The organism is Neobacillus sp. plas4 (assembly GCF_057221695.1).
The window spans coordinates 2,001,019-2,018,029 of sequence record NZ_CM170152.1 but is presented as its reverse complement, the minus strand read 5'-3'; the positions used below and the strand labels follow the sequence as shown (position 1 = coordinate 2,018,029).

The window sequence follows — 17,011 nt, the reverse complement described above, 5'->3', positions numbered from 1 at the left end:
CTACCTACGTCCATTATAAGGGAAAAGTTTCCAGCGTGGTTAATTCTTTTTATTGCGTCAGAGTTGTGTTAACCCCTCGAGTTTGAAAATTTTATCGCAAAATTTTTTAGCGTCTGACACCCCGAGTTAAAAAATATTGCGCGGAAATTGAATACGCCAGGACGGCCGCCCTGGCTCGGACCTGCCCCCCGGCTATATTTCGACATATCTCTGGAGGTCTGACGACTGTATACCGCTGCATACACATTCAACTTAATTGCGTAAAATAAATATACGATGCAATTAAGTAAAATAATAACCGCGCCAACTCAACGTTAAATCATTACGCAAATAATATCGTTATGCACTCTCTTATACATCGTTGTTATACCGCCATTCGTACCGATCGAGCTGCGATTATTCCCCGATTATCCTGCATAAACCAGCGTCTATTTCCCGTGATTATTTCCGCAATATAATCGTCAGACCCCTCGAGTTTCGACACCCCTCGCACGTCGGACGGCTGTGGCTGGTAATTCTTCCGGTACCTTACGCCTTATTACGCTGAATATATGCGGTATTGTAAACTATTGTAAGCCAGCCCAACCGCCATAAATACGCATTCCTTCTATCATATATCATACTATATTAATCGGAATAGTTATGTTACATCAACGATATAGGCAATGGTAATACCATCGGAAGTAAACGGAAGCACAAACGGGCTTAACCAATAAACAATACGATAGTAGTACCAAATTTAAAGGAGTGAAAATATGTGGGAGTAAGAGATCCTAATTTTTTTGCAACGCTCATCGCTTGGAATCCGAGCACAGGCGCACTAACTTTCGTAAGTGATGGCGTAACTCAGACTGTCAGAGTCCTTACAACGACAAGAGTAAGGCGTGCTAATATTAATCAGTATCCACCCGATCCAATCCGGCCTATCGTCGTGCGTTGGAATAGCCTTATTGATTCGGGACAAACGACTTTCGGTACGTTGAACCCCGGTTCCGATGTGCCAAACACATTCAGCGGTATTACTAGCCAGCTCGTAGCAGCCAGCGCGCATATGCAAATTCTGGCCCTCGGTACTAATGCGATGTCTCTCCGCCCAATTGCTTTTATTCCAACAGATCCAGTATAAGCAACAATAATTTCTCGAATGCAGTCCATCCTAATTACGGGATGGACGTTTTTATTCTACGACCTTCACTGCGGTCACATCTTCGAACTGTATGCGCTCATATTCGCCAGGCTTTACTTCAAGGCGCAGCACATGCGTAATAGGATCAACGCGATGTATGTGCCCAGTATAGTCCGTAGTAAAGCCGTCGCTCCACACCGTAATCTTTACAGCGTGTTTATATTCCATTGCGTACTTAATGCGCAGGTCGAACTCCTCCGTCTGATATTCGTCTAGTATCGGCCTTGCTTGTCGTGCCTGGTCCTTATACATTTCGCGAGTCATTGCGAAGCCTTCCGGCATGAATGACGCAGGTAGCCACTTCTTTTTGCCGCGATCTCTTATTGCCAAATCGAATCACTCCTTCGTAATTTATATTACTATTATATACGAACGAATGTTCCGTATGTATACCCAAAATAAAAAGGTAATTGTCTTTAATGATATAAAGTCACTTAATTCAAAAAAGGATTCTGGGAATGTTTTGTCGAATATTGTTAATTAGTAGAAAAAGGAGGTGAAAAAAAATGGTTATTAATAATCCTGCTAAATGTAGTAACTGCGGTTCAGAAAGTTTACAATACATTAAGCCAAATAACGGAACTTCATTTGTCCTAACCACTATCGATCAAAGTCAAACACCAGCTGCATTCAATAGTAGTAACGGAGTACCTGTTCACCTTTTTGGATGTGGAGAATGTGGGGTTGCAACAATACAAATTCCAGGGTTAGCTAAGTAACATTATAAAGAACAGAAGTAAAAATTACCTCTGTTCTTTTTTTTGTAAATTTAAAAATATGGAGAATGCACCAAGTATATAAAAGCGCCAGTCATTAAGACTGACGCAATTTACGATATATATTCAACAAACGACGGAATCCTGAGCTTTCCCTCTTTCGTATAATTGCGGAATTTAACGCGGCATTTGAGCTCCGGCTCCAGGAATACGAAGTTCTTATTCTCGTCGGTGACTAATTCTTTATATCGACGGTAGAACGTCTTTCTATGTTCGCTATTCATAAACTCCATCATACCTGCGTGCTTAATCTTACCGCTATCCTCTACGCCAAGCAGCAGTCCGAATTCATCCTTCCTCATACCGGTAATAAAGACGTCAGCATATTGGTAATTAATCACCTTCAGCCAGTCGGATGATCGTTTGCCGATTTTATATGTCGAGTCGGCCCTTTTTAAAACGATTCCTTCAAGACCGTGCTGCTTCGTTAATTCGAAATAAGCCTCTCCGTTGCTGTACATCCATTGAACAAGCGCTACGTGAGGCGTAGGTATAAGGAATGATTCGAGGAGTTCTTTGCGCGCAATAAGCGGCTTATTAGCGACTTTCTCACCGTTGTAGTAGATAACGTCAAACACGACGTATTTTATACTGTGTGCGGACCTTTTCGATTGGAAACGCTCCATCATCGATTCGAAGTCCGGTTTACCTGCGGGATCGGTAACGACTATTTCGCCATCCAGGACGGTACCGTTCGGAATGTCTATCGATAGTAGCTCCGGAAACTTGGAAGTAACTTCGTTATGGTGCCGAGTGTATAGCCGCACCTTATCGTCGAACTTCGATAAGATTAGCCTGATTCCGTCGAGCTTTAATTCCGTTATATATTCATCGTCATCAAATGGACGATTAGATTTCTGCAGTAACATCGGTGATACAAACATTTAAAACACCTCATTACGATTTTAGCATAGTAGCGTAAATGTTCCGTATGGTAATAAAAGTAAACGCATAAATTGACACCGCTTGACAATCAGCTGACTATTCTGCAAAATAGCGTATGTAGGTTATCAAATTAGAAGCCGTAGGACCTACGCTCAGACTATCGGTCAACAATCCGCTGACATTGCGATGACATAAGCGTTTTACATAACGAGTAGCTGACCGGACCATAACGAACAGTTTCCTAAACTGTAGGTCGGAGGTTCGAATCCTCTTCGGGACGTCAAAAAGCCTTGATTCTTCAAGGCTTTTTATTTTTGTTAAAAAAAGAACTATTGAAATTTTCATCACAAATTAGAAGATAATATCTGTTCCAATATCCTCTAACCACTTTTTATATCCGCCAAGTATTCATAATAGCGCTACCCTTTTTCGCCGCCACTGTCTTCATTTGTCATTATCATCGGGCTGTGGGCATTGCTATGCCTCCTACGATACGATTCGAGCCATTTTTCCACTTCCTTCTATGATATTTTTCACCTAAATATATACGGGAGGATACAAAACCTTAGTTTCTTCCCCTATCTGAACCTTTTCATCCTTTATCCGCTGATTCCAGACTATGGTCAGGTTTCCTTCCAACCATACTGGGATCTCATCCAAACAAATAAGCGCTGCACCTTTCTCTTTTACAATAACTTCGGTCTTCAACGACACCCTCTCATTTTTCAATGTGACATCATACCGTCCAGAAGGTGGGAGTGTATAATACGAATACGGCGTTAAAACCGAGCCAGCGCATTTGCATTTCACTTCGTATGAGTGCCCGATAAGATAGGGAAGCTCCTGGACATTCCCTTGTAACAGTTGTTCTCTTATACGGGTCGAACTGATTTTCTTCCCTTTGTATTCCACTTTTTCGACTGTAGTAACATCAATCCGGTCACAGGAATCTTGTTTTAATGTTTCCATATTTCCAGCTCCGCGGCTCCCATACGAAAAGTCATATCCTGCAACTGCATGAACAACACCTAGATTGATCAGGTACTCCTCAACAAACTTCCGAGGTGACAGACCTGCAAATTCTTTATCAAACTCCACAAGGTAAAACGAATCAACACCTAGCTCTCTAAGCCTCTTTTCTTTTTCGGACTCTGGCATTAAATAGTGAAAACACGCATTCCCCCCGATGATTGTTTTCGGGTGTGGAAAGAAGCTCATAACCGATAGTGAAACTTGTCTTTCCTTTGATTCCTTTAAAGCGGTTTGAATCACTTTTACATGCCCATGATGGAGACCGTCAAAACATCCGAGTGCCACAACATTTGCGCTGGCCTTCTCCTGAAGAGCAGCCAAATTCCTCTTACTTAAATAGATTGTTTCCATACAGTCTCCTTTCATGTTCCAAAATTAAGTCTGCTTACGCTTATGCTAATGCACGCTACTTTCCGTTGAAGAAAACAGCGGTCCTTTTTCTTCAAGATGAATATCCGTTACTTTTCCAAGTTGTATTTCTAAGTTTGAAAGGTTTTCAGGTTACCTGAGACTAACGAATCAATCATCACCTTAGCCTAGAAGCTACAATAAAAATCGGCAATATAACTAGAGAGGCTGCTGTCGTCCACAAGATACATTTGGAAACAATTTTTGGTGAGGCATCGAACTTTTCTGCAAGAACAACAGCATTCACTGCAACGGGCATTGAGGCCAAAATTAATAGAACTAAAAACTGTTCTCCCTCGATGTGTAGAATACTTAAAATTAAGTAAGCAATTATAGGTGAAATAAACAACCGAATGCTCATCCCACTCCAAAAAGCTTTAAATTTATCTTGAGCTAACGCGTTATTCCGTACATTGGCCATTTGTGAACCTAAGATACAAAGCACTAAAGGAGAATAAGCCGCGGCGATTATTGAGATCCCTTGATCGATTCCGGCAGGCACCTGAAAATTTAACTGATTGACCAAAATGGCCGCAATTGCTGCATAAATCGTAGGTAGCCTGAAAACGGACTTTACGGCATCCTTAATAGAAAAGTGAGAACGTGCAGCAAAATAAACCCCAACTATATTTATGATGATCATTTGAATGATTACATAGACCGAAGCGTAATCCATCCCAATCTGACCAAAAGCCAATAAAACAAGCGGAAGACCGTAGTTGACGCTATTGGTAAAGGTTGAGACTAACGTAAGACCTGCTATATCAGTGGTGGACATTTTTAACATCTTACCCAAAATATTGGCACCTACCCATAAGAGTAAAAGATTGAGGATACAGAAAGCCAATGTTTCAATAATATCGCTAGATACGATCTGTGACTTCGTCAACACATCAAAAATGAGTGCTGGACTTAATAGATATAAAACAAGAGTTATTAAAGGCTTTGTATCTAGATTTTGATATTTCCTAAGTAACCAGCCAGCTATAACTGGAATGGATATTGGTAAAAAGACCTGGTAGATGGTGCTAAAAATAGCATGTATCATCACCCCAAATTCCTCATTTCGATTGTGTCAAATACACTGCACTAATACCGCAATCCGTTTTTTTACCTCAGCTTTACAAGCACCACCATGAAAACAAATAGCGTTTTCTATCTCTAAATCTAGGAACCTGTTAAGGGATTGAATTGCTTGTTCCATATTCAAGGTGTACTTTTTAACTGGATATTGCAACTGTCCTTGAGCAGCTGAAAGGGCATCACCAGTAATCAAGGTTTTCGTCCTTTTATGGTACAAACTTACATGATCAGGAGTATGGCCCGGTGTGAAAACAACAGATATTCCACCGCAGAACGGCAATTCCTCGCCATCTGAAATCGTATAATCCACCTTTGTTTTTGGTACAGTAAACCCTTTTTTGATTAAAGGTTTTTCCCCTTCGATATAAGGCTTAGTGAGCTCATGGGCGTAGACTTCAATTTTATGATCGAAATCGTTAATGACCTCGTATAAGCTGCCAAGATGATCATAATCGTGGTGCGTAATAATAATCTTAGTTAGTATGCCAACAGGCAGTTTTGCTAAGTTGTTTTTGATCGCTTCCAGCTGTCCTGGTAAACCTGTATCAATGAGAATAACATCCTTGTTATCCCAAATAACCGTAGGATGGTAAACCATTGGTTCATTGTCTACCACCGCATGCAAGTCAATCAAACCGATTCCTTCAGCTATTTTCATTTCATCACTCCTCTATCGTTGCCGCCTATTGACACTTTAATTATTTATAACAAATTTCTAAAATTATCTATTCCTAATCATTCATTTGTATATTAACGGACCAATTCTTCCTCATAATTTGCTACCATACCTTGATGTACCTGTTCATCCAGTTTTTTAGCAGCTTTACTATTATTAGTCTTTTGATACATCGGCTCCTGAGTTATTTCTGCTCCATAAAACATAATATCGTACAGTTCATTTATCACCAATTCAATCAAAGTCAAAGGGAAAGGAACCCCCGGCAAATTTTTGGTAATTATTTTCCCTTTGCACTGAGCTGAAACAATTGATTTCTCGTAAAAAAAAGAAAAATTAATATGATCATTACTCTCAATATTGCTTACCAACTTTGATTTACTGGTAACAGCAATACGAAGAACGTTTGCCTTGTATCCATAAATCCATGAAAGAACATTTACTTGGGGAGCACCTGTTTCATTGTCTATAGTTGAAAGATATCCTATACGCTCTCCTGTAAAGATTTCAGTCAAATCAAATCGTATGTTTGCCATTTTCTTTATCACCTCAACTAATCTATAAATTAGCTATCAAGACTTTGATAATCTTTTACCTTGAAATGCTGCCTATACATAATCCAATAGATAATCAATGAGCCAATGAATATGGGGACAAACCATAGTAAGATAACGGGAATCCTATTTCCGTCCTCCCATTTAAATATCGCTGTAGTCATAGTCGTAATAAACAAGGCGGAGTAAGCACCACAATAGAATTTTATACTAAGATCACAAATGTATTTTCTGTTCTTATTAAGCACTGCCATCAACCCTGAAATAAGACAAACAGCACCTGTAGCAGTATGCCATACAAGAATAAACTGAAAAGTATCTGGAACGATTAATTTCATCGCTCCAAGCGTACCTAGAGCGAGAATGATCCATTTGAACAACTTTTGCGGAATATGAGGCAACACTTTTATTCCGATAAAAGTTCCGAGCGCAACCGCGGGAATAACTATTAAATCGACGAGCACTGAGCTCGTTGTCAACATCCCCAACTGGATGTAGAATGGTACTTTAATCAAATTGACAAAAAGGAAAAACCAAGCACCTGTACCGACAAATTCATTCTTTGGCAAGCGGCGCGATAATAAATAAATAGCCATGACCGCTCCCGCAACATTCCCAACCATTGTCGCGAAACCGGCAAGAATCCCGATTGTCCCTGTGAACCAGGCGGAATTCGGTAAGGACAAATCCATCTTCGAACCGTACAGATCTCTAATGATTTGAAAAAGGTTCAAACCTATTATTAAAAATCCTAGCAAGATTTTGAGGTGTTCGTTACCGATCATCAATAAAACAAAATAGCCGAGTAAGAGCCCAGCTAATATCCATGGGACTAAACTAAATAAAAGCTTCCAAACGACAGTCCTGCGATAATACGTGACTGCAATAAGATCACCTATTAAAAGGATTGGCAGAAGGATACCCACCGCTTCTTTTGCTGGTAAAATCAAACTTAGCATCGTAACCGTGAAAATCCCAAGTACGGATAGCCCGGTGGTTTTCCCGAATCCCACTAGTAATCCCGCGAGTATAATGAATAGCAAGAGGTCCATGTCCAAATCAAACACCATCATCACCTACTATGTTATAACTTGTTTGTAAGGCTTAATTTCAACACCCTCACTTAATTTCCTCAACATTACTTTTTACAAGAAGCCTAGGAGAATTCCTAGGCTCATGTAATAGTGTTTTATCTTAGAACGAATATCCTTTATCAAGCAGCTCTGCATCTACCCAAGAGCGGTCGATTGTTTTGTTGCGAATTTGCTCCAGTACTTGCTCTTCTTTCGCTACCTTTTCTTTTAATTTAGGTAATAATCCCTCTGCTTCTTCATAAGGAACAACGACGATTCCGTCGCTATCTCCTACAATTAAATCCCCTGGACGAACAACTACCCCACCACAAGCGATCGGAACGTTAATTTCTCCAGGACCATTTTTATAACAGCCTCGATGGGTAACCCCTTTAGCAAAGACAGGTATCGAGAGCGTTGGTAGAACATTACTATCGCGGACAGGGCCATCGATTACGAGTCCTACGGCACCCCGACGGATACAATTACTTACAACAATTTCACCTATAGGGGCTTGGGTTGTATCTCCACCTGCATTCATGACTAAAACATCACCCGGCTTCGCCATTTCAATTGCCTTTTGCAAAACCAAATTATCTCCCGGTGGGCAGTGAATCGTAAGAGCATGCCCTGCGAATATCGGCTTTGGATGAAAAGGTCTGATTTTGCTTTCCATTGCAAACAATCTTTCCATAGAATCACTGATAATAGAGGTAGGAATCCCCCAATATGACTCGGTAATTTCTTGACTAACAAACCGATTGGTCGGAAAAATTCTATAACCAAGCTTCATAAAAATGCCTCACTTCTTCAATAATGGTTCGACTTGTGCGGGATTAAATTTTCCAATCTCCTTTTGATATCCTCCGTTTTCCGCATATTCCTCTACCCTTTGCAGATCCATCCGCTCAAAGATTGGAATATCATTGGTTTGGAATAGGATTGCCTCTTCATTTTCAGACGTATTTACATGTTCGTGTAAAGCCCATGTTGGAATGACTAGGTAATCCCCCTTTTCCCAATCAAATCGCACTCCATCAATGACTGTATATCCTTTTCCTTCTTTGATATGATATACCACGCTGTTAATATGGCGATGTGCTTTCCCATGGAAGCCTACAGGTAACTTTTGCAGCCAAGCCCCAATGTTTTCGTTTGCAGATTGACCATTTGATGGATTAATATATTCGACCGCATAGCCTTCAACTGGATCCGGTTCATAATTGTCACTTATCCCTTTAAGTGCAGCAAGCGTTGACTCGTATTTATAGGCAGGTAGCGGAGCAGGACTTGGCTCATGATCAGAAATTGGTCTTACCATACCGCCTTGGTATTTAGCAACACTCGGCTTTCTAGTAATGGGCTGCTTTTTCACTTTACCTGGCTCAAAAAAGGTACCATGTAAATAAAAGATAAGTGGTGTATCCAGGCAGTCCATCCACATCATAGGTTCTGTGCCCTCGTGTTCATGTTCATGCCATAACCCCTTCGGTGTAATGACATAATCACCTTCGGCCATATAAACTTTTTCACCTTCCACAGCACTGTAAGCGCCCTCACCCTTGGTGATGTAACGAATCGCCGTCTGTGTATGCCGGTGTGGAGGAGCCTCCTCACCTGGAAGCAGGATTTGTACACATACAGATAGAGTTTGTGTAGTAGCTCCCCAACCGTACGGCTCCAAATCGCGCATGCCTGGATTGATTAACATCAATACCCTTCTATCGCCGCCGTTTTCAAACGTAATGATTTCTGCTGCTCTTTCCATATGGCGCTCGATTACTTCTCTTTTCCAAATATAAGGAATGGGTTTTGATTTAGGCTGCCGGTGCATCACTTCAGGTGCAGCCATCCATAATGGTTCTAACCCGTTATTAGACACTTCCTGATGAAACGCTTCCATTTCAGGTGTAACTTTAACTTCCTTCGCCATTTTTGTTCCCCCTTTTATCGTTATTCGTTCACAATTGGATTTTCTAAAGTACCAATACCTTCTATTTCTACACGTACTATATCACCATGCTTCATCCATGACTGTGGATTTCTTGCTTGACCTACTCCGCCCGGTGTGCCGGTACAAATGATATCTCCAACCTCTAGAGTCATAATTTGTGATAAGAAATGCACAAGATAAGGGATATTGAATACTAAATCTCCAGTATTAGCATTTTGGCGTTCTTCTCCATTTAGCGTAAGTCTCATTTCACAGTTATCAGGATGTGGGAGACTCTCTTTTGTCACGAGATGGGGACCTAATGGCAGTGTTGTATCGAAAGTTTTTCCTTGCAGCCATTCTTTCGTACGCTTTTGGAAATCACGAATTGTTGCTTCATTACCAACCGTATAACCTGCCACATAATCCATCGCATCTTCTTCAGAAATATATTTTCCTTTCTTCCCGATGACAACAACCAATTCAGCTTCATGATCAAGACACTCTGAAACTTTTGGTACTAAAATTGGATCCCCAGGCGCAATAATTGTATTGTTGTATTTAGCAAATACAACTGGTATGGTTGGTAAATCTCTTCCCATTTCCTGAATATGCGTACGGTAATTCAGCCCCACGCAAACAATTTTTTCCGGTTTTTGAATTGGAGCCTCAAGCTTTACTTCCAGGTCTTTATAATAAAGCTTTCGATTCACGCCATCTGAGAAATCATGTTTTTGAACGTATTCAATACTCTCTTTTGCAAGATTCATGCTATCTTCCCCGCCTTGCAGGAAACCAATCATATTAGGGGGAATATAAGCTTCCGCAATTTGCTTTGCCCGTGCCTGCTCCTTGCTTTCTAATAAAAGCTCAAGAGCCTTATTTAAATCGATGTACGAATCATTAACGACTGCTGCGATTCTTTGATTTCCATCTACACTTACTGTTGATAAACGCATGTGATAACCTCCAAATTTACTATTTTATTAGGATATTAAAGAGTCTTTTTTGCTAAGTGGAATTCCCAGCTCCACCTTTCCAAACATTTCACCTATCCAATCTAAGTTGAATGAAATGTGCATGGAGGATGCTTGTACGTCTCTCCAATACCGGTTCATCGGGTTCCCCTCATAGAAAATAGCGGCCCCGCTATGATCAATAATGGTTTTGACTGCCTGGTTGCTCAGCCTTGCGATAAAACCGAAATTTCTTCGATTTTTCAATTTATCATAGGTATCAATCGGTTTACCCGTACCAAGCCTATTCACTGTTTGTTCCATCAATGCTTCAGCCGCTGACAGTGTAGCTGAAACTTCTGCGACGCGAATTTGTGTATGAGTAAAATCGGCCACCCTAGTATTTCTGGCGCTGAATTTATTCTTCATCGAATCTCTCCACATCTCATAAGCACCGACACTAGCACCAAGTAAAGCTGTTGTTAAACAGACTGGCATTGCAGCATATAATGGGTGGCTATAAAGAGGATTTTTATTCATTTTTCTTCCAGGACCCTCTCCACTTTGACACCAAGCAATTAAATCAATGGTTCGATGTTCGGGAATAAACACATTTTCAAGCAAAATATTATTGCTGCCGGTTCCCTTTTGGGCAACCGTTTTCCATGTTTTTTGAATTGCAAAATCTTCCTTTGGAACTAACATCATCAAAGCTTTCCCGGCTACCCCATCTTCGGGATTAACCTCCATATTTGCTTGAATCATTACCCAATCACTATGATCAATCCCTGATGAAAAGCCCCACACACCATTAGCTTGATACCCACCTTCTACTGGAATCACGGCATTCGGTGTAAATTGATTAAAAGAAGAAGCTATACCGGCATCGAGGTTTTTCTCCCAAACATCAGCTTGAGCTTCTTCCGGAAAGTAAGCAAGCATCCATGAATGGACGACCAGCAACGTGTAACACCATCCCGCTGAGGGATCGGCTTTTGCGATCTCCACTCCTGTTTTAAACAAGGTGTCAAATCCTAACTCATGTCCACCCCAACGTTTCGGAACCATCGAACGGATAAGCTCAGCATCGATAAACTCCTGTATTGTTTCTTGTGGCTGATGGAGAAGCTCTTCTGTTAAATTGAATCGTTCTTTAATCTTGACAGCCAGATTCCTAGCCCGTTCAACAGCCTCTTCATGGGTTAAATGTTGAATGATTTGATTCAAAAATATCCCTCCTTCTACTTTTAAAAAATACACGAATAACAAGTTTTACACTGTTTTCGTATTGATAACCCTATACCAAAATGATATCTAAAAATTTAAAATTTTGGAAATACGTAAAAGTCATATCCGTAATAAGCTTTTCCTTATAATATTTGTTCATCTAAAAGATTCCTATTATAATAAAAGAATAAATTCATAACTTTTAACTGGATAGGGGAAATGTGAATTGGACATGCGCCCATTACGATATTTTATTACAGTTGCTGAACATTTAAATTTCACGGAAGCAGCCAAGCACCTATATGTGGCACAGCCTGCTGTGAGTCAACAAATCGCCTATTTAGAAAAAAAGCTAGGTGTTAAACTCTTTCACCGGACGAAACATACCGTTCAATTGACACATGCTGGCACTGTTTTTTTAAAAGATGCAAGGGAAATCATAAAAAAGCTTGATGAGTCATTTGAAAATGCCCAACAAGCTGAGGAAGGGTTAATTGGCACCATCAACATAGGTTTATTAAGCATTCCGGTGAGAGATTTTTTATCCGAATTGATCCGAAAATTCAGGCGAAAATATCCAAAAGTGAATATTAAGTTGAACTTTTATCAAGTGGGGAAAATAATTGAAAAATTAAAAGCTGATGAACTGGATATAGCTTTCACCCTTTCACTTGGATTGCAAAGTATTGGCGGGCTGGAATACAAGACAATATGGAAACAGCCCCATAGTATCATCATGCATCAAGACCATCCGTTTGCTGATCGAACAAGTCTTAACATTGCCGAACTTGCCCAAGAATCTTTTGTCATGCTGGAAAGGGAAGAATCTCCTCCAGGTTTTGATTTACTTCTAGCCGCATGTGCCAATCATGGTTTTTCTCCAAAACTGGTTAATGCCGCTTCACGTATTGAAGCAGTGTTAATGATGGTTGATGCTGAAATTGGCATAACAATTCTTCCAAAATACTTTCAGTCATATGCATCTCCAACTCTTCGGTTTATAAACATTGAAGGGGATGACTTTAAAGTGGATATTCTAGCCTCTTGGAAGAAATCAAATGAAAATCCAGCTCTATCTTTATTTATTGAAGAACTGGAGTTTCAGCTTACACAAAATGAAAATAAAGGAAATGGTTTGGTCTAGGATCACTCCTTGTACAACCATTGGCATTTATAGTCTTTATCCTGAATTTTATCAAGGTCATTACATATCCGTGTGTCGATTTCTTTTGAAATAATATTGTTTATATTTTTATGGATTATTAGTTGTTATACCAACTAAAGATATTAAGGATCAAGGGAGGTATTTTGATTCACCGTGAATCAAATCCTACAACTGAAGCTGCAAAAATGGCAGAGGAGGCGGGTGCAGATATCATTATTATTGTTAATGGTTATTATGAAAGTGAAGTTATTCCTAAGCGCTCAACTGGAAAATTTTCAATCGATCCAACAATCGTATGTTAGTTGATATTCCGGTATGGCTACAGGTGAAATTAATGATATCCGTGGCGTGAGGCCTGCTTTTGCTCTTGGTTCTGAAGGAATTTATATAAGAATGCGCTTTATTGTATCGGAAAAATGTCCTGCTTCAGATGTTGCAAAACAAGAATTTATTCGTTCAAAAGGGACGGAGCTGCTTTTAGTTCGTCTACTCTCAATACCTAAAAAAGCAGCTCAAGAATTCGAGAATTTGTACATAAACGGAATGCCATCTTATGACGTTGTTAAAAAATAAGTGAAAACTGTGGCCTCCGCTCAGGAATGCTAGATGGAAAGATGGATGAGGGAATCGTTTCTTTGAACACTGCTATTGATTTAATTACAGAAGTAAAGAGCTGTAAAGATATCGTAATGGAATTAATGGCTGACTATTAAGTAACTTCCATTCAAAATTTATTTTTTACCTCACTCTGATTAAAAGCGCTATAATGAGTAAGAATAAATTAGAAAATTTTTGACATACCTTCTATTCAAAAAAATTGGAGGTTTTTTTATACTAGGTCTAGCTGTCCGGCAAAAATGATACCTTAGTTTTTTCTAAATCTACCCATTAATTTAAGTGAACTCCTTCACAAAGATAATAATAAAGTCATTTAGAACTATGTTCCATCTATTTTGACATAAAGTTACTTCTATGAACTATTAACAAATGTAATGTTTTTTACTTTCTTTCCTTTTTAAAAAGGGAAAAAGATTTAATATTTATGATTATTTCTCTTTTCTTATTCATATAGCAATCTCTTTTTTAATACCTCAGAAACATTATTTAACTGAACTAATAACTAGTGATGCAAAAAAGTAATTAAATTAAAGGAACCAGATTATTTTTGATTCCTTTAATTATTATAGTTTTTATTACATTCACCTCAAAAAAGTTAAATAAAGCTAAAGTTTGGTAACAATATTTTAAAAGGGGCATTCACGCAAGCTTCCGAGTAATTGGTCGAGATCTTCAAATACTTTACGAATATCCTGTTGGCCATTAACAATTCGTAAGTATCCTTTTGATTCATAGAAATCAAGTAATGGCTTTGTTTGCTTTTGATTGACTTGTAAGCGATTTCGTACAGTTTCAGCATTGTCATCCGTACGTTGGTACAATTCACTGCCACATCTATCACATACGCCTTCAACGACTGATGGATTGAAGATAAGGTGATATGTAGATCCACAAGATATACAGATACGTCTTCCTGTCAGGCGTTCCATTAAATTCTCTTGATCTACATCAATGTTAATAACAAAATCAATTTTTTTGCTTAAGGAAGCTAGAATGTTTTCAAGCGCTTCAGCTTGACCAACCATTCTAGGAAATCCATCAAGCAAAAAGCCTTGGTTACAATCTTCTTTACTTAATCGTTCGCGTACTATCCCAATCGTCACTTCATCTGGTACTAAATCACCTTTATCCATAAAGGATTTAGCTTGTAAACCAAGTTCATTTCCATCTTTAATGGCTGCACGGAACATATCCCCAGTGGAAATATGAGGGATGCCGTATTTCTCTACGGTTTTCTCGGCTTGTGTACCTTTTCCAGCACCAGGGAGCCCCATTAATACCAAATTCATTCGTATTCCCCCACTTTCAACCATCTATTCTGATAAAGCTGATTTGCTAATTAAGTTTATTAATGCATCATTCACAATGCTTTTTCCAAAATTTCAACGATGTCAAAGTTTTCTACTGTCTCCTCAACTTCTTTTGCCTTTACACCATCACTGATCATCGTTAAACAATACGGACATCCGCTTCCAATCATTGTTGGTTTTGTTTCAAGAAGTTGCTCTGTTCTTGCGATATTAATCCGTGTTCCAGTATTCTCCTCTGTCCACATCATACCGCCGCCAGCTCCGCAGCACATGGCATTTTCACGGTTGCGGCCAGCTTCAACAACTTTTACACCCGGAATCGCTTTTAAAATTTCACGAGGCGGATCATAAACCGTATTGTAGCGGCCTAAATAACAAGAATCATGATAAGTAATCACTTCGTTTAGTTCTTTTGTAAATTTGATTCTTCCTTCTCTGATCCATAAAGCCAACAATTCTGTATGGTGATATACTTCTGCCTCCAGCCCAAATTCTGGATATTCATTTTTAAAAGAATTATAGGCATGTGGATCAATCGTTACAATTTTACTCACATTATACTTTTGGAAGTTTGCAATATTGGCGTTCGCCAATTCCTGGAATAAGAACTCATTTCCGATTCTGCGCGGCGTATCTCCTGAATTTTTCTCATTATTACCTAGAATCGCAAAGGAAATTCCTGCTAAATTCATCACTCGAGCAAAGGACTGAGCAATTTTTTGGCTGCGGTTATCATAAGAACCCATTGAACCAACAAAGAATAAATATTCAAATTCTTCCCCAGCCTTTTGCTTTTCTTTAACAGTTGAAACAGAAATATCCTCTCGACCCTCACGCCAATTTTCACGCTCTTTTCGATTAAGACCCCATGGATTTCCTTGGCGCTCAATATTTGTGATGGCACGCTGAGCATCAGGATTCATTTTCCCTTCTGTCATGACAAGATATCGACGTAAATCGATAATTTTATCCACATGCTCATTCATTACCGGACATTGGTCTTCACAGTTCCGACACGTTGTACATGCCCAAATTTCTTCCTCGGTAATGACATCTCCAATTAAGCTCACACTTTCCAAAGCGGCAGCAGATTCTTGAGCTCCGGCACCCGCTAAAGCTATTTGATTTCCTATTGTGTTTTTAAAGGCAAAGGTAGGCACCCATGGCTGTCTAGAAGTAATTGCTGCACCTTTTTCTGTAAGATGATTCCTCATCTTCACAATTAGATCCATCGGAGATAACATTTTTCCAGTTCCTGAAGCTGGGCACATATTTGTGCATCGTCCACATTCTGCGCAGGCGTACAGATCAATCAACTGAGAATGAGAAAAATCTTCAATTTTTCCGACACCGAATTCTTCAGCTGTCTCATCCTCAAAATCAATACTCCTCAATTTTCCAACCGGACCGCTTTTTTTGAAAAAAATATTAAAAATAGCAAAAAGCTCATGCAATTGTTTGGATTGTGGTACAAACACCATAAAAGTGATTACGGTTAACATATGGATCCACCAAAACACATAGAACAATACAGTTCCTGCAGTCGCTCCAATACCAGCAAACATTATGGCAATAATACTAGAGAATGGGGCATGTTCGAGAATTGGTTCATGACCGAGCATAATTGATTCAAATCCTAATGAAAGCAAAATCGACAAGGTTAGAGTGAATAGTGATAAATATACAAAAGCAGCTTTACCATCACGCATCCATTGCAAGCGTTCTAACTTTTCACCATAACGTCGAAAAAATGCATATATAACTGCCAACATCATCAAAAACGTCGTCCACTCTTGAACAAAGCTAAAGTATTTATGAGCTTCATCTAAAGGAAACTCATAACCCATGATAAATCCCTTAATAATAAGTTCAATCAATCCAATTTGGATAATAAAAAAACCATAAAACAGTATTAAATGCATGAGGCCACTTTTCTTGTCTTTGAATAATTTTTTTTGACCCAAAACATTGACAAGAACAGTATTTATTCGTTCTTTTAGGTTTGGCTCAAACTCTACCTTTTTTCCAAGCTTTATAAACAAATATCTAGTGTAAACCAGATTCACAAATAAATATACCGCATATCCAGAAATGGTTATAAAAGCAAGTAAATTTACTAATGTTAACAC

General features: G+C 39.2%; 17 protein-coding genes. 4 read left to right on the top strand and 13 right to left on the bottom strand.

The window, feature by feature from the left end:
* Positions 1-1,177: 1,177 nt before the first annotated feature.
* Positions 1,178-1,516, bottom strand: a complete 339-nt coding sequence (locus AC2TFD_RS10065; RefSeq protein WP_484675540.1) for a YolD-like family protein — start codon at positions 1,514-1,516, stop codon at positions 1,178-1,180.
* Between the two features lie 176 nt (positions 1,517-1,692).
* Between AC2TFD_RS10065 and AC2TFD_RS10060 the strand changes: the two genes are divergently transcribed.
* Complete coding sequence (locus AC2TFD_RS10060; RefSeq protein WP_484675539.1) at positions 1,693-1,905, top strand: hypothetical protein; 213 nt, start codon at positions 1,693-1,695, stop codon at positions 1,903-1,905.
* A gap of 110 nt (positions 1,906-2,015) precedes the next feature.
* Here the strand turns inward: AC2TFD_RS10060 and AC2TFD_RS10055 are convergent, their stop codons facing one another.
* The 10 genes from AC2TFD_RS10055 to AC2TFD_RS10010 all read right to left on the bottom strand — a co-directional run bounded on the left by AC2TFD_RS10055 (position 2,016) and on the right by AC2TFD_RS10010 (position 11,789).
* On the bottom strand, positions 2,016-2,846 hold the full coding sequence (locus AC2TFD_RS10055; protein WP_484675538.1) for an ATP-dependent DNA ligase: 831 nt from the start codon (positions 2,844-2,846) through the stop codon (positions 2,016-2,018).
* A 538-nt stretch (positions 2,847-3,384) separates the two neighbouring features.
* Positions 3,385-4,230 carry an adenylyltransferase/cytidyltransferase family protein gene (locus tag AC2TFD_RS10050; RefSeq protein ID WP_484675537.1) on the bottom strand — a complete coding sequence of 282 codons (846 nt, stop codon included), beginning with the start codon at positions 4,228-4,230 and terminating at the stop codon, positions 3,385-3,387.
* Positions 4,231-4,405: 175 nt separating this feature from the next.
* Positions 4,406-5,335, bottom strand: a complete 930-nt coding sequence (locus AC2TFD_RS10045) for an AEC family transporter (RefSeq protein ID WP_484676292.1) — start codon at positions 5,333-5,335, stop codon at positions 4,406-4,408.
* Positions 5,336-5,362: 27 nt separating this feature from the next.
* Positions 5,363-6,028: an MBL fold metallo-hydrolase gene (locus tag AC2TFD_RS10040; protein WP_484675536.1), complete on the bottom strand. Its 666-nt coding sequence runs from the start codon at positions 6,026-6,028 to the stop codon at positions 5,363-5,365.
* Between the two features lie 92 nt (positions 6,029-6,120).
* Positions 6,121-6,582, bottom strand: a complete 462-nt coding sequence (locus AC2TFD_RS10035) for a PNPOx family protein (RefSeq protein WP_484675535.1) — start codon at positions 6,580-6,582, stop codon at positions 6,121-6,123.
* A gap of 29 nt (positions 6,583-6,611) precedes the next feature.
* Complete coding sequence (locus AC2TFD_RS10030) at positions 6,612-7,652, bottom strand: sulfite exporter TauE/SafE family protein (protein WP_484676291.1); 1,041 nt, start codon at positions 7,650-7,652, stop codon at positions 6,612-6,614.
* A gap of 142 nt (positions 7,653-7,794) precedes the next feature.
* The gene (locus tag AC2TFD_RS10025) at positions 7,795-8,466 is read right to left on the bottom strand and encodes an RraA family protein (protein ID WP_484675534.1); all 672 of its coding nucleotides are present in this window, start codon (positions 8,464-8,466) and stop codon (positions 7,795-7,797) included.
* Positions 8,467-8,475: 9 nt separating this feature from the next.
* Entirely contained in the window at positions 8,476-9,606 is a 1,131-nt protein-coding gene (locus AC2TFD_RS10020; protein WP_484675533.1) for a cupin domain-containing protein, read from the bottom strand.
* 20 nt (positions 9,607-9,626) lie between these two features.
* Entirely contained in the window at positions 9,627-10,565 is a 939-nt protein-coding gene (locus AC2TFD_RS10015; protein ID WP_484675532.1) for a fumarylacetoacetate hydrolase family protein, read from the bottom strand.
* 27 nt (positions 10,566-10,592) lie between these two features.
* A complete protein-coding gene (locus AC2TFD_RS10010) occupies positions 10,593-11,789 on the bottom strand; it encodes an acyl-CoA dehydrogenase family protein (RefSeq protein WP_484675531.1) in 1,197 nt (398 codons plus the stop codon).
* A 232-nt stretch (positions 11,790-12,021) separates the two neighbouring features.
* Here AC2TFD_RS10010 and AC2TFD_RS10005 point away from each other — a divergent pair, with 232 nt between their 5' ends.
* The 3 genes from AC2TFD_RS10005 (at position 12,022) to AC2TFD_RS09995 (ending at position 13,527) form a co-directional block, all read left to right on the top strand.
* Entirely contained in the window at positions 12,022-12,933 is a 912-nt protein-coding gene (locus AC2TFD_RS10005) for a LysR family transcriptional regulator (protein WP_484676290.1), read from the top strand.
* A 164-nt stretch (positions 12,934-13,097) separates the two neighbouring features.
* A complete protein-coding gene (locus tag AC2TFD_RS10000; protein WP_484675530.1) occupies positions 13,098-13,256 on the top strand; it encodes a hypothetical protein in 159 nt (52 codons plus the stop codon).
* A gap of 13 nt (positions 13,257-13,269) precedes the next feature.
* A complete protein-coding gene (locus tag AC2TFD_RS09995; protein WP_484675529.1) occupies positions 13,270-13,527 on the top strand; it encodes a nitronate monooxygenase in 258 nt (85 codons plus the stop codon).
* A gap of 671 nt (positions 13,528-14,198) precedes the next feature.
* Here the strand turns inward: AC2TFD_RS09995 and AC2TFD_RS09990 are convergent.
* Positions 14,199-14,861, bottom strand: coding sequence for an adenylate kinase (locus tag AC2TFD_RS09990; protein WP_484675528.1), 663 nt, complete (start codon positions 14,859-14,861; stop codon positions 14,199-14,201).
* 71 nt (positions 14,862-14,932) lie between these two features.
* On the bottom strand, positions 14,933-17,011 hold the full coding sequence (locus AC2TFD_RS09985; protein WP_484675527.1) for a (Fe-S)-binding protein: 2,079 nt from the start codon (positions 17,009-17,011) through the stop codon (positions 14,933-14,935).